13 protein-coding genes are annotated in these 13,590 nt (G+C 59.5%); 11 read left to right on the forward strand and 2 right to left on the reverse strand.

Annotated features, from left to right (window positions below):
• Window positions 1–82: 82 nt before the first annotated feature.
• From glmU to ACRAWE_RS20875, 10 genes are all read left to right on the forward strand, one after another.
• Complete coding sequence (glmU, locus tag ACRAWE_RS20830) at window positions 83–1,456, forward strand: bifunctional UDP-N-acetylglucosamine diphosphorylase/glucosamine-1-phosphate N-acetyltransferase GlmU (RefSeq protein ID WP_432525834.1); 1,374 nt, start codon at window positions 83–85, stop codon at window positions 1,454–1,456.
• A 152-nt stretch (window positions 1,457–1,608) separates the two neighbouring features.
• Window positions 1,609–3,438, forward strand: a complete 1,830-nt coding sequence (gene glmS / locus ACRAWE_RS20835; protein WP_432525835.1) for a glutamine--fructose-6-phosphate transaminase (isomerizing) — start codon at window positions 1,609–1,611, stop codon at window positions 3,436–3,438.
• A 336-nt stretch (window positions 3,439–3,774) separates the two neighbouring features.
• Window positions 3,775–4,815 (forward strand): phosphate ABC transporter substrate-binding protein PstS, encoded by a 1,041-nt coding sequence (pstS, locus tag ACRAWE_RS20840; RefSeq protein WP_063918282.1) that lies wholly within the window; start codon window positions 3,775–3,777, stop codon window positions 4,813–4,815.
• Between the two features lie 90 nt (window positions 4,816–4,905).
• Window positions 4,906–5,862 carry a phosphate ABC transporter permease PstC gene (gene pstC / locus ACRAWE_RS20845; RefSeq protein WP_004933822.1) on the forward strand — a complete coding sequence of 319 codons (957 nt, stop codon included), beginning with the start codon at window positions 4,906–4,908 and terminating at the stop codon, window positions 5,860–5,862.
• A 1-nt stretch (window position 5,863) separates the two neighbouring features.
• A complete protein-coding gene (pstA, locus tag ACRAWE_RS20850) occupies window positions 5,864–6,754 on the forward strand; it encodes a phosphate ABC transporter permease PstA (protein ID WP_019455481.1) in 891 nt (296 codons plus the stop codon).
• Between the two features lie 54 nt (window positions 6,755–6,808).
• The gene (gene pstB / locus ACRAWE_RS20855; protein ID WP_016929614.1) at window positions 6,809–7,579 is read left to right on the forward strand and encodes a phosphate ABC transporter ATP-binding protein PstB; all 771 of its coding nucleotides are present in this window, start codon (window positions 6,809–6,811) and stop codon (window positions 7,577–7,579) included.
• Window positions 7,580–7,590: 11 nt separating this feature from the next.
• Window positions 7,591–8,325 carry a phosphate signaling complex protein PhoU gene (gene phoU / locus ACRAWE_RS20860; protein ID WP_004933833.1) on the forward strand — a complete coding sequence of 245 codons (735 nt, stop codon included), beginning with the start codon at window positions 7,591–7,593 and terminating at the stop codon, window positions 8,323–8,325.
• Window positions 8,326–8,493: 168 nt separating this feature from the next.
• Window positions 8,494–9,333 (forward strand): ABC transporter substrate-binding protein, encoded by an 840-nt coding sequence (locus tag ACRAWE_RS20865; RefSeq protein ID WP_019455482.1) that lies wholly within the window; start codon window positions 8,494–8,496, stop codon window positions 9,331–9,333.
• 81 nt (window positions 9,334–9,414) lie between these two features.
• On the forward strand, window positions 9,415–10,128 hold the full coding sequence (locus ACRAWE_RS20870; RefSeq protein WP_432525836.1) for an amino acid ABC transporter permease: 714 nt from the start codon (window positions 9,415–9,417) through the stop codon (window positions 10,126–10,128).
• Window position 10,129: 1 nt separating this feature from the next.
• Window positions 10,130–10,870: an amino acid ABC transporter permease gene (locus ACRAWE_RS20875; RefSeq protein ID WP_019455484.1), complete on the forward strand. Its 741-nt coding sequence runs from the start codon at window positions 10,130–10,132 to the stop codon at window positions 10,868–10,870.
• Here ACRAWE_RS20875 and yieH read toward each other — a convergent pair.
• Window positions 10,867–11,535: a 6-phosphogluconate phosphatase gene (gene yieH, locus ACRAWE_RS20880; RefSeq protein WP_019455485.1), complete on the reverse strand. Its 669-nt coding sequence runs from the start codon at window positions 11,533–11,535 to the stop codon at window positions 10,867–10,869. The two genes, ACRAWE_RS20875 and yieH, sit on opposite strands and share 4 nt — an antisense overlap.
• Window positions 11,536–11,581: 46 nt before the next feature.
• Window positions 11,582–11,986 carry an NUDIX hydrolase gene (locus ACRAWE_RS20885; protein ID WP_019455486.1) on the reverse strand — a complete coding sequence of 135 codons (405 nt, stop codon included), beginning with the start codon at window positions 11,984–11,986 and terminating at the stop codon, window positions 11,582–11,584.
• Between the two features lie 232 nt (window positions 11,987–12,218).
• Between ACRAWE_RS20885 and ACRAWE_RS20890 the strand changes: the two genes are divergently transcribed.
• Entirely contained in the window at window positions 12,219–13,556 is a 1,338-nt protein-coding gene (locus ACRAWE_RS20890) for an NCS2 family permease (protein ID WP_004933851.1), read from the forward strand.
• The last annotated feature ends 34 nt before the right edge of the window (window positions 13,557–13,590 follow it).

The following is a 13,590-nucleotide window of genomic DNA, read 5'->3' on the forward strand; positions in this document are numbered from 1 at the left end:
GGTTCGTGCAGAGAAATATGTAGTAATATCGTCGCTAAACGGTTTTACTTTCGTCTATCAAAATGGAGTTATCAGGTTGCTTATGTCGAACAGCGCAATGAGCGTGGTTATCCTCGCCGCAGGCAAGGGTACGCGCATGTATTCCGATCTTCCCAAAGTGTTGCACCCGTTGGCCGGCAAGCCGATGGTGCAGCACGTCATTGACGCCGCGATGAAGCTGGGTGCGCAACATGTTCACCTGGTATACGGCCACGGCGGCGATCTGTTGAAAAGCACGTTGACTGACGGCGCGCTGAACTGGGTACTGCAGGCGGAGCAACTGGGGACCGGTCATGCAATGCAGCAGGCCGCGCCACATTTTGCCGACGATGAAGACGTGCTGATGCTGTACGGCGACGTGCCGTTGATCTCCGTCGATACGCTGCAACGCCTGTTGGCGGCCAAGCCGCAGGGCGGCATCGGCCTGCTGACGGTCAAGCTGGATGACCCGAGCGGCTATGGCCGCATCGTTCGCGAGAACGGCGACGTGGTGGGCATCGTCGAGCATAAAGATGCCAGCGAAGCGCAGCGTCAAATCAACGAGATCAATACCGGCATCCTGGTGGCGAATGGTCGAGATCTGAAGCGCTGGCTGGGAATGTTGAATAACGACAACGCCCAGGGCGAGTTTTACATTACCGATATCATTGCGTTGGCCCATGCCGACGGCAAGAAAATCGAAGCCGTGCACCCGTCGCGTCTGAGCGAAGTGGAAGGCGTGAACAACCGCCTGCAGCTGGCGAGCCTGGAGCGTGTATTCCAGTCGGAACAGTCTGAAAAACTGCTGTTGGCCGGTGTGATGCTGCTGGATCCGGCGCGTTTCGATCTGCGCGGGGAACTTGTTCACGGTCGCGACATCACTATTGATGCGAACGTGATTATCGAAGGCCGCGTCAAGCTGGGCGACCGGGTGAAAATCGGCGCCGGCTGCGTGCTGAAAAACTGTGTGATCGGTGATGACTGCGAGATCAGCCCTTACAGCGTGCTGGAAGACAGCGTGTTGGCAGCCGAGTGCACCGTGGGGCCGTTCGCCCGCCTGCGCCCTGGCGCGGAGCTGGCGGCAGGTGCTCACGTCGGCAACTTCGTGGAAATGAAGAAGGCGCGCCTGGGCAAAGGCTCCAAGGCCGGTCACCTCAGCTACCTGGGCGATGCTGAAATTGGCGATGACGTGAATATCGGCGCCGGCACCATCACCTGCAACTACGATGGTGCCAACAAGCACAAGACGCTGATCGGCGACGGCGTGTTCGTCGGTTCCGATACTCAGCTGGTGGCGCCGGTGTCGGTCGGCAAAGGCTCCACCATCGCCGCCGGCACCACGGTGACGCGCGATATCGCCGAGAACGAACTGGTGCTGAGCCGCGTCAAGCAGGTGCACATTCAGGGCTGGCAACGTCCGGTGAAGAAGAAGTCATAGTGTGTTTTGCGTTGGGCTCCGTTCACGAGCCCAATACAAAACATAATAATCCCCACCATCTACAGGCTCGGGGCTGCACGGTAAAAACCGGCAAAAATCAGGTCAAGGCATCGAAAACGCCCATGAAGGGCGTTCATTAGGAATATAACTGAATGTGTGGAATTGTAGGCGCAGTAGCGCAACGTGATATCGCAGAAATTCTGTTGGAAGGTTTACGTCGTCTCGAGTACCGCGGTTACGACTCCGCCGGTCTGGCGGTGGTTGATGAGCAAGGCAACGTCAGTCGCCTGCGTCGCGTAGGCAAGGTGCAAAAACTGGCCGAAGCGGCGGAGCAGACCGATCTGCACGGCGGTACCGGCATCGCTCACACCCGTTGGGCAACGCACGGTGAACCGACCGAAGCGAACGCGCACCCGCATGTTTCCGACTACATTACCGTGGTGCATAACGGCATCATCGAAAACCACGAACCGCTGCGCGAACTGCTGATCGAACGCGGTTACCGCTTCAGTTCTGAAACCGATACCGAAGTGATCGCCCATTTGGTGCACTGGGAACAGCTGCAGGGCGGTACGCTGCTGGAAGTGGTTCAGCGCGTGATCCCGCAGCTGCGTGGCGCCTACGGCACCGTGGTGATGGACAGCCGCGATCCGAGCGTGCTGGTCGCTGCGCGCTCCGGCAGCCCGCTGGTTATCGGCCGCGGCGTCGGGGAAAACTTCATTGCTTCCGATCAGCTGGCGCTGCTGCCGGTGACTCGCCGCTTCATCTTCCTGGAAGAGGGCGACGTGGTGGAAGTGACTCGCCGCACCGTCAACATCTTCGACAAGCAGGGCAACGCCATCGAGCGCCCTGAGATCGAATCCCAGGTGCAGTATGACGCCGGCGACAAAGGCGCTTACCGCCACTACATGCAAAAAGAGATCTACGAACAGCCGCTGGCGCTGAAAAACACCCTGGAAGGGCGCTTCAGCCATGGCCAAATCAACCTGAGCGAGCTGGGCCCACACGCCGACGAGTTGCTGGCCAAGGTGCAGCACGTGCAGATCATCGCCTGCGGGACGTCTTACCACTCCGGCATGGTGGCGCGTTACTGGTTCGAAGCGCTGGCCGGCGTGCCGTGCGACGTCGAGATCGCGTCCGAATTCCGTTACCGCAAATCGGCGGTGCGTCCGGGCAGCCTGATCATCACCCTGTCGCAGTCCGGCGAAACCGCCGACACCCTGGCGGCGCTGCGTCTGTCCAAAGAGCTGGGTTATCTCGGTTCGCTGGCCGTTTGTAACGTTGCCGGCTCTTCGCTGGTGCGCGAATCCGATCTGGCGCTGATGACCAAAGCCGGTACGGAAATTGGCGTCGCCTCGACCAAAGCCTTCACCACTCAGCTTACCGTGCTGTTGATGCTGGTGGCGCGCCTGGGCCGCCTGAAAGGCATGGCGGAAAGCGTGGAGCAAGAGATCGTGCACGGCCTGCAGGCGCTGCCGGCGCGTATCGAGCAAATGCTGTCGATGGATAAACAGATCGAAGCGCTGGCGGAAGGTTTCTCCGACAAGCACCATGCGCTGTTCCTCGGCCGCGGCGATCAGTATCCGATCGCCATGGAAGGGGCGCTGAAGCTGAAAGAGATCTCCTATATTCATGCCGAAGCTTATGCGGCGGGCGAGTTGAAACACGGCCCACTGGCGCTGATCGATGCCGATATGCCGGTGATCGTCGTGGCGCCGAACAACGAACTGCTGGAAAAGCTGAAGTCCAACATTGAAGAAGTGCGCGCGCGCGGCGGTCAGCTGTACGTGTTCGCCGATCAGGACGCCGGTTTCGTCAGCAGCGAAGGCATGACCATCATTCCTCTGCCGCACGTCGAGGAAATCGTGGCGCCTATCTTCTACACCGTGCCGTTGCAGCTGCTGTCTTACCACGTGGCGCTGATCAAAGGCACCGACGTTGACCAGCCGCGCAACCTGGCGAAGTCTGTCACCGTAGAGTAATTTGCCGCAGGTAAACTGCAAAAGCCGGCCTTCGCGCCGGCTTTTTTCATGAGCGACGTAAAAGATGACGGCGAGGTTGATTCGGCGATAAAGGTTGTCATATTCAAGCGGATAGGTCGCGCCAAAACGGTTTTTTTATTGTTTGGCAATTGCGCTGTTTTTAATCTAACGAATTGATTTATAAATAAACAAACACCATTCAGACAGACTGTAATATAACTGTCATATTGCGTACATTTTTCTGTCACCAAACTGTCCTATTTTCCCTCCTGCAGCAATACTTACTCTGATTAAAACGACTCGAAGTCGATTTTAAATATCCCATTAGGAGGGATTATGAAACTGATGCGTACCACCGTCGCCAGTATTGTGGCAGCGACCTTCTCCCTGACCGCCGTGTCCGCGTTCGCTGCTGCCAGCCTGACCGGTGCAGGTGCGACATTCCCCGCTCCGGTTTACGCCAAGTGGGCAGATTCTTATCAGAAAGAAACCGGCAATAAAGTTAACTATCAGGGCATCGGCTCCTCTGGCGGCGTGAAGCAAATCGTGGCCAACACCGTTGACTTTGGCGCCTCCGACGCCCCGCTGTCTGACGACAAGCTGGCGGCCGATGGCCTGTTCCAGTTCCCGACCGTGATCGGCGGCGTGGTGCTGGCCGTGAATATCCCGGGCATCAAATCCGGCGAACTGACTCTGGACGGTAAAACCCTGGGTGATATCTACCTGGGCAACGTCAAAAAATGGAACGATCCGGCTATCACCAAGCTGAACCCTGGCGTGAAACTGCCTGACCAGAACATCGCCGTGGTGCGCCGCGCCGACGGTTCCGGCACCTCGTTCGTGTTCACCAGCTACCTGTCCAAGGCCAACGCGCAGTGGAAAGAGAAGATTGGTGCCGGTTCTACCGTTAACTGGCCGACCGGTCTGGGCGGCAAAGGCAACGACGGCATCGCCGCCTTCGTTCAGCGTCTGCCTGGCTCTATCGGCTATGTAGAATACGCGTACGCCAAGCAGAACAACCTGGCTTACACCAAGCTGATTTCCGCCGACGGCAAACCGGTCAGCCCGACCGAAGAGAGCTTCAGCAACGCCGCCAAAGGCGCGGATTGGAGCAAAACCTTCGCTCAGGATCTGACCGATCAGAAAGGCGACAACGTGTGGCCAATCACCTCCACCACCTTCATTCTGGTGCACAAAGAGCAGAAAAACCCTGCTCAGGGTGCCGAAGTGCTGAAGTTCTTCGACTGGGCCTACAAAACCGGCGGCAAACAGGCTAACGAGCTGGATTACGCCACCCTGCCGAAAGAAGTGGTTGAGCAGGTGCGTGCAGCCTGGAAAACCAACGTAAAAGACAGTTCAGGTAAAGCGCTGTACTAACAACGCAGGGGCGCGGGTTCGCCGCGCCCCACAAGTTCTTCAGGCTCCAATCCAGGTTGGAGCTGCCAGGGTTCAAACAGAGAGTAATCTATGGCTGAGTACAAGCCGACCATCAAAGCACCGGGCAAAAACGGTGACATCATTTTCAGCGCGCTGGTGAGACTGGCTGCGCTGATTACCCTATTGTTGCTGGGCGGCATCATCGTTTCGCTGATCTTCGCCTCCTGGCCAAGCATGCAGAAATTCGGCTTCGCTTTCCTGTGGACCAAAGAGTGGGATGCGCCGGCGGAGCAGTTCGGCGCGCTGGTGCCGATCTACGGCACCGTGGTCACCTCGCTTATCGCGCTGATCATCGCCGTACCGGTCAGTTTCGGCATCGCGCTGTTCCTGACCGAACTGGCGCCGAACTGGTTGAAGCGGCCGCTGGGCATCGCCATTGAGCTGTTGGCGGCCATTCCGAGCATCGTCTACGGCATGTGGGGCCTGTTCGTGTTCGCCCCGCTGTTCGCCGAATATTTCCAGACGCCGGTGGGCGAAGTGCTGTCGGGCATTCCGATCGTCGGCGAGCTGTTCTCCGGCCCGGCCTTCGGCATCGGCATCCTGGCCGCCGGGGTGATCCTGGCTATCATGATCATTCCTTACATCGCCGCGGTGATGCGCGACGTGTTCGAACAGACCCCGGTGATGATGAAAGAGTCGGCCTACGGCATCGGCTGCACCACCTGGGAAGTCATCTGGCGCATCGTGCTGCCGTTCACCAAAAACGGCGTTATCGGCGGCGTGATGCTGGGCCTGGGCCGCGCGCTGGGGGAAACCATGGCGGTGACTTTTATCATCGGCAACACCTACCAGCTCGACAGCGCTTCGCTGTATATGCCGGGCAACAGCATCACCTCGGCGCTGGCCAACGAATTCGCCGAAGCCGAGTCCGGCGTGCACACCGCCGCGTTGATGGAGCTGGGCCTGATTCTGTTTGTTATCACCTTTATCGTGCTGGCGCTGTCGAAACTGATGATCATGCGTCTGGCCAAGAATGAGGGGCGTTAACATGGCGACGATGGATATGCAAAACGCAGTCGTGCTGGCGGAAAGCCGCCGCAAAATGCAGGCCTGGCGCCGGCAGAAAAACCGCCTCGCGCTGTTCTTGTCGATGGCGACTATGGCGTTCGGGTTGTTCTGGCTGATCTGGATCCTGATTGCCACCGTCACCAAAGGCTTCGACGGCATGTCGCTGGCGCTGTTCACCGAGATGACCCCGCCACCGAACACCGCGGGCGGCGGCCTGGCCAACGCCATCGCCGGCAGCGGCCTGCTGATCCTGTGGGCGACCATCTTCGGTACGCCGCTCGGCATCATGGCCGGCATCTATCTGGCGGAATACGGCCGCAAATCCTGGCTGGCGGAAGTGATCCGCTTTATCAACGACATTCTGCTGTCCGCACCGTCGATCGTGGTGGGCCTGTTCGTTTACACCATCGTGGTGGCGAAGATGGAACACTTCTCCGGCTGGGCCGGCATCGTGGCGCTGGCGCTGCTGCAGGTGCCGATCGTCATTCGCACCACCGAGAACATGCTGAAGCTGGTACCGGATACGCTGCGCGAGGCCGCCTACGCTCTGGGCACGCCGAAATGGCGCATGATTTCCGCCATCACGCTGAAGGCGTCGGTGTCCGGCATCATCACCGGCGTGCTGCTGGCGATTGCGCGCATCGCGGGGGAAACGGCGCCGCTGCTGTTCACCTCGCTGTCGAACCAGTTCTGGAGCACCGACCTGATGCAGCCGATCGCCAACCTGCCGGTGACCATCTTCAAATTCGCCATGAGCCCGTTCGCCGAATGGCAACAGCTGGCCTGGGCCGGGGTACTGTTGATCACCCTGTGCGTACTGTTACTGAATATCCTGGCGCGCGTGATTTTCGCCAAGAAAAAGCATTCATAAAATTTTGAGCGCCGCTTTGGCGGCGCTGATGAAAAGAGAGAAGTCTTGATGAGTATGGTTACTGACGCTTCCAGCAGCAAAATTCAGGTACGCGATCTGAACTTCTACTATGGCAAATTCCATGCGCTGAAGAACATCACGCTGGATATTGCCAAGAACAAGGTCACCGCGTTTATCGGCCCGTCCGGCTGCGGCAAATCCACCCTGCTGCGTACCTTCAACAAGATGTACCAGCTGTACCCGGAACAGCGTGCGGAAGGCGGCATCCTGCTGGATGGCCAGAACATCCTGACCGACAACTCGGATATCGCGCTGCTGCGCGCCAAGGTCGGCATGGTGTTCCAGAAGCCGACGCCGTTCCCGATGTCGATTTACGACAACATCGCCTTCGGCGTTCGCCTGTTTGAAAAGCTGTCGCGCGCCGATATGGACGAGCGCGTACAGTGGGCGCTGACCAAAGCGGCGCTGTGGAACGAAACCAAAGACAAGCTGCACCAGAGCGGCTACAGCCTCTCCGGCGGCCAGCAGCAGCGTCTGTGCATCGCCCGCGGCATCGCCATTCGTCCGGAAGTGTTGTTGCTGGATGAGCCTTGCTCGGCGCTGGATCCGATCTCCACCGGCAAGATTGAAGAGCTGATCAGCGAGCTGAAGGCCGACTACACCGTGGTGATCGTGACGCACAACATGCAGCAGGCGGCGCGTTGCTCCGACTCTACCGCATTTATGTACCTGGGCGAGCTGATCGAGTTCAGTGATACTGATAACCTGTTCACTGCGCCGCAGAAAAAGCAGACTGAAGACTACATCACTGGCCGTTATGGTTGATAGGAAGCATCATGGATAACCTGAATTTAAACAAACATATTTCCGGCCAGTTCAACGCAGAGCTTGAGCATATCCGCACCCAGGTGCTGACCATGGGCGGGCTGGTGGAGCAGCAGCTGACCGACGCCATCACCGCGATGCACAATCAGGATGGCGAGCTGGCCAAGCGCGTGATCGAAGGCGACGCCAAGGTCAACATGATGGAAGTGGCGATCGACGAAGCCTGCGTGCGCATCATCGCCAAACGCCAGCCGACCGCCAGCGATCTGCGCCTGGTCATGGCGATCATCAAAACCATTTCCGAGCTGGAACGCATCGGCGACGTGGCGGACAAAATCTGCCGCACTGCGCTGGAGAAGTTCTCGCACCAGCACCAGCCGCTGCTGGTGAGCCTGGAGTCGCTGGGGCGCCACACCGTGCAGATGCTGCACGACGTGCTGGACGCCTTTGCGCGCATGGATCTGGACGAGGCGATCCGTATTTACCGCGAAGATAAAAAGGTCGACCAGGAATACGAAGGCATCGTGCGTCAGCTGATGACCTACATGATGGAAGACTCGCGCACCATTCCGAGCGTGCTGACCGCGTTGTTCTGCGCCCGTTCTATCGAGCGCATCGGCGACCGCTGCCAGAACATCTGCGAATTTATCTTCTATTTCGTCAAAGGGCAGGATTTCCGTCATCTGGGCGGCGACGCCTTGGAAAAGCTGCTGTCTCCAGGCGGTAAAGACGAAAAGGACGACTAACCCTTTCCGGGTAATATCCTTCGAAGGCGCGGTTTCCCGCGCCTTTATTCCATCTTCAGCGCGTAAAGATAAAAAGGTTATAAATATAGCTTTTTATATTATTTCCTGACCTATGTGGCGCTTGCTAGCTTATCCGCCAGCAGGACATCAACCACTTAGGAGCTCTCTATGAAACATCGCGCTTTGGCCTTAACGTTGTTAGCCAGTCTGACCGGCCTCGCCGCCGGCGCCGCGCACGCGGACAAACTTGACGATATCAAGCAAGCCGGCGTGGTGCGCATCGCGGTGTTCGACAGCAACCCGCCGTTCGGCTACATCGATCCGCAGAGCAAGAAGCTGGTGGGTTACGATGTGGATGTCGCCGACGCGATCGGCAAAGCGCTGGGCGTGAAAGTGGAGCTGCGCGCCACCAACCCGGCTAACCGCATTCCGCTGCTGGTGTCGAAGAAGGTTGACCTGATCGCCGCCAACTTCACCATTACCGACGAGCGCGCCAAGGAAGTGAACTTCAGCGTGCCGTATTTCGCCACCGGCCAGAAATTCATCGCTCGCAAAGGCGTGCTGAAAACGCCGGAAGACATCAAGAAGCTGCGCATCGGCGCGGACAAGGGCACGGTACAGGAAATCACCCTGCGCGAGCGTTTCCCGACGGCGAAAGTGATCTCCTACGATGACACCCCGCTGGCTTTCGTGGCGCTGCGCAATGGCAACGTACAGGCGATCACTCAGGACGACGCCAAGCTGGTTGGCCTGCTCGGCAATCTGCCGGCGGCGCAGAAGGCCGAGTTTGAGATTTCGCCGTTCAGCCTGACCAAAGAGTATCAGGGTGTCGGCATTCCCAAAGGCGAAGATCGCCTGACCGCCGCGGTGAACGAGACGTTGATCAAGCTGGAAAAAGACGGTGAAGCGGTTAAGATTTACGATCGCTGGTTCGGGCCGGAAACCCAATCCGCCCAGCCGCGCGGCGATTTCAAAATCGCGCCTTTGGATCAGCAACCGAAAGCCTGATGTAACCGCGCGCGGTGAGATCGGTACGGAGGGGCGCAGCTTGCTGCGCCCCTGATGCATTCTGCAAGACAAGGATTGAACATGAACCTGGACTGGCTGCTGGCGCCGCAATATCTGAGCTGGCTGTGGCACGGTTTTCTGCTGACGCTGTGGCTTTCCGCCTGCGCGGGCCTGGCGGCCACGTTGCTGGGCTTTGTGCTGGCGGCGATGCGCGACAGCAGCCTGCGGCCGTTGCGCTGGCTGGCGATGGGCTACAGCTCGCTGTTTCGCAATACGCCGCTGCTGGTGCAGCTGTTCTTCTGCTACTTCGCCGCCGGGCAGATCCTGCCTTCCGCCGCCATGCAGTGGCTGAACAGCACCCATCAGGTCGGCCCGCTTGAGTGGCCGTCGTTCGAGTTTCTCGCCGGTTTCTTCGGCCTGACGCTCTATTCCACCGCCTTTATCGCCGAAGAGATCCGTTCCGGCATTCGCGGCGTCGCCGGCGGGCAGAAATATGCCGCTCAGGCGCTGGGGCTGACCGGTTGGCAGGCGATGCGCTACGTGGTGCTGCCGCAGGCGCTGAAAATCGCGCTGCCGCCGCTGCTGGGCCAATACATGAACGTAATCAAAAACTCGTCGCTGACCATGGCGATCGGCGTTGCCGAACTCTCTTACGCTTCGCGTCAGGTCGAAACCGAAACGTTGCGCACCTTCCAGGCGTTTGGCGTGGCGACGGTGCTGTATATCGCCATTATCGCGCTGCTGGAAGGCTGGGGCATGTGGCGCCAACAGCGTAAACCGCTGGGAGGACATTGAGATGGATTTCAGCGTGATTCACGATAACCTGGGCTATCTGCTGTGGGGCACCTGGCCGGACGGGCCGCTGGGTGGCGCAGCGCTGACGTTGGCGATCAGTCTGATGGCCGGCGTAGCCTCGGCGGTGCTCGGTACCTTACTCGGCGTGGCGCTGGCGATGTCGCGCGGCGTGGCCGCCGGGCTGCTGGCGGCGCTGCTGGGCTTTTTCCGCGCTATTCCGGTCATCATGCTGATCTTCTGGACCTATTTCCTGCTGCCGATGGTGTTTGGCGTCGAGATCCCGGAAATCACCACCGTGGTGTGCGCGCTGGCGCTGATCGCCTCAGCCTATTTGGCCCACGCGGTGAAAGCCGGCATCGCCGCCATCGGCCCCGGCCAGTGGCAGGCCGGGCTCTCTCTGGGGCTGACCCGCTGGCAGACGCTGCGCATGATCGTGCTGCCGCAGGCGCTGCGCATGATGGTGCCGTCGTTCATCAACCAGTGGATCTCCCTGATCAAAGACACCTCGCTGGCTTATATCGTCGGCGTTGGCGAACTGACCTTCCTGGCGACTCAGGTCAACAACCGCAGCATGGTCTACCCGATGGAAGTGTTCCTGTTCGTGGCGCTGGTCTATTTTGTGTTCTGCCTGGCGCTCGACCTGCTGGCCAACGCGGTCAACCGCCGCTTCGGCGCACAAACCCGCGCGCTGAAGCGGTCCTGGCGCTGGTGGCGCAACAAACCGCCGTTGCCGGCCAGTTAATCGGCCGTCAGCCGCCAGCCGCGTTCACGCCACAGCGCGGGCAGCTGAGCCAAATCGTCGAACGTCGTCACCAGCGGGTGGTCGATCGGCGGGTTATGCGGATCGGCGCAGAAGTAAAATACCGGAATGCCGGCGGCGATCCCGGCCTGCGCGCCGGCGGGCGAGTCGTCTACCAGGAGACAGCGCGTCACCGGCACCTGCATCTGTTCGGCGGCGTGAAACACGATCGCCGGATCCGGCTTCCAGCGCTGAATGTCATAGCCGCTGAACAACCGGTCATCAAAATAGGGCAGCATGCCGGTCAGGCCGAGCGAGTGCTGCATCTTGCTGACCGGCCCATTGGAGACGGTGCAGATTGGCACCGTCACCTGCGCCAGCAACTCGCGGGCGCCGGCGATCTGCTGCAGCTCGCTGTCGAACAGCCGCGCCACTTCCTGCCGATACAGCGGTTCCAGCGTCTCTTTTGCCAGATCGGTGCCCTGCTCGGCGTTGACCCGATCGATGATCTCGTACAGTTTCACCCCTTTGTATTTCTTGAACACCTCTTCCAGCGACAGATGAATGCCGTAGTGGGCGAACATGTGCACGTAGGCTTTGCTGCACAGCACTTCGCTGTCCACCAGCGTGCCGTCGCAGTCGAACAAAATGCAGTCAATCTGATTCATGCGGGACAGGTTCCTTCGGGTTAGCGCCGCTGGCGGTGCTCAGCGATCACTTGATCAGGTTACGCGCCTTGAGATCGTGCAAAATCAGCGCGGCGACATGTGAGCAATGCGGCAGATCGCGGCTGTCGCACCATCTCAGTTCGGCGATTTCGGCGGCCGGCTGCAGCTGCCCGGTAAAGCCGGCCTGGTAGCAGCGAATGCGCACCTGGGTGCCGTCCTGCTTGCCGTCTGCCGGGCCGGAGAACTCGCCGTAAAACGCGATGGAGTTCGGCTGCAGCGCGACGGTCAGCTCTTCGTCGATTTCGCGGCACAGCGCCTGTTCGTCGGTTTCACCCGCTTCGCGCTTTCCACCAGGCATATAAAACAGCGTCTTATTGTGTGAGCGCACCAGCGCCACTTTGTCATCTTTCAGCGCGATCAACGCGAGCTTATCGATAAAGGTCGAAGACATGCGGGTTCCTGTTTCTTAACGGATGAGGAAAGAGGGGCGATAGGCCATTTTATCGGCCGTGCCGACAAACGGCAACGCAATGGGCGGTCAGGGGATGAATGTCTGTAAATACAAGCCGTTGACACGTTTAGCCGTAAAGACGGCGAAAAAAACCGGTGTTCGGCGTCAAAAGCCCCACTTTTTGTTATAGGATAGCCGGCGACTGTCCATTCCCATTTTCGGAATTCTGATAATGACCAAACCAGTATCTGGCCTTGACGCTGAGCAAGGCTTGCTTGGGCGCGTGTTTAAACTCAAGCAACATGGCACGACGGCGCGTACGGAAACGATTGCCGGTATCACCACCTTCCTCACCATGGTGTATATCGTGTTCGTTAACCCGCAAATTTTGGGCGCGGCGGGCATGGATACCCAGGCGGTATTTGTCACCACCTGTTTGATCGCCGCCTTCGGCAGCATCTTCATGGGGCTGCTGGCGAACCTGCCGGTGGCGCTGGCGCCGGCGATGGGCTTGAACGCCTTCTTCGCCTTCGTGGTGGTCGGGGCGATGGGCATCTCCTGGCAGGTGGGCATGGGCGCCATCTTCTGGGGAGCTGTCGGCCTGCTGCTGCTGACCATTTTCCGCATTCGCTATTGGATGATCGCCAATATTCCGGTCAGCCTGCGGGTCGGCATCACCAGCGGCATCGGCCTGTTCATCGGCATGATGGGGCTGAAAAACGCCGGCATCGTAGTGGCCAACCCGGATACCCTGGTGACCATCGGTAGCCTGACCTCGCACAACGTGCTGCTGGGGGCGCTCGGCTTCTTCATCATCGCCGTGCTTTCTTCGCGTAACTTCCACGCGGCAGTGCTGGTGTCGATCGTGGTCACTACCCTGATCGGTTGGATGCTGGGCGACGTGAAATACGGCGGCCTGTTCTCGCTGCCGCCGAGCATTACCTCGGTGGTGGGCCAGGTCGACGTGGCCGGCGCGCTGAACATCGGGCTGGCCGGGGTCATCTTCTCGTTTATGCTGGTGAACCTGTTCGACTCCTCCGGTACGCTGATCGGCGTCACCGATAAAGCCGGCCTGACCGATAACCAGGGCAAGTTCCCGCGCATGAAGCAGGCCCTGTACGTAGACAGCATCAGCTCAGTGGCTGGTTCGCTGGCGGGCACTTCTTCCGTGACCGCTTACATCGAAAGCTCGTCCGGCGTCGCCGTCGGCGGCCGCACCGGTTTGACGGCGGTGGTCACCGGCCTGCTGTTCCTGCTGGTGATCTTCCTGTCGCCGCTGGCGGGCATGGTGCCGGCTTACGCCGCCGCCGGCGCGCTGATCTACGTCGGCGTGCTGATGACCTCCAGCCTGGCGCGGGTGAAGTGGGACGATCTGACCGAAGCGGTTCCGGCGTTTGTTACTGCGGTGATGATGCCGTTCAGCTTCTCGATCACCGAGGGCATCGCGCTCGGCTTTATCTCCTACTGCGTGATGAAGCTGGGTACCGGCCGCTGGCGTGAAATCAGTCCGTGCGTGGTGGTCGTGGCGCTGCTGTTCGTGCTGAAGATCGTCTTCGTCGACGGCCATTGATCGCTAAAGGGCCGACTGTGGTCGGCCCTGAATC

Origin of the sequence: Serratia sp. BFP-2025, from assembly GCF_050880365.1 — a bacterium.
GTDB lineage: Bacteria > Pseudomonadota > Gammaproteobacteria > Enterobacterales > Enterobacteriaceae > Serratia > Serratia surfactantfaciens.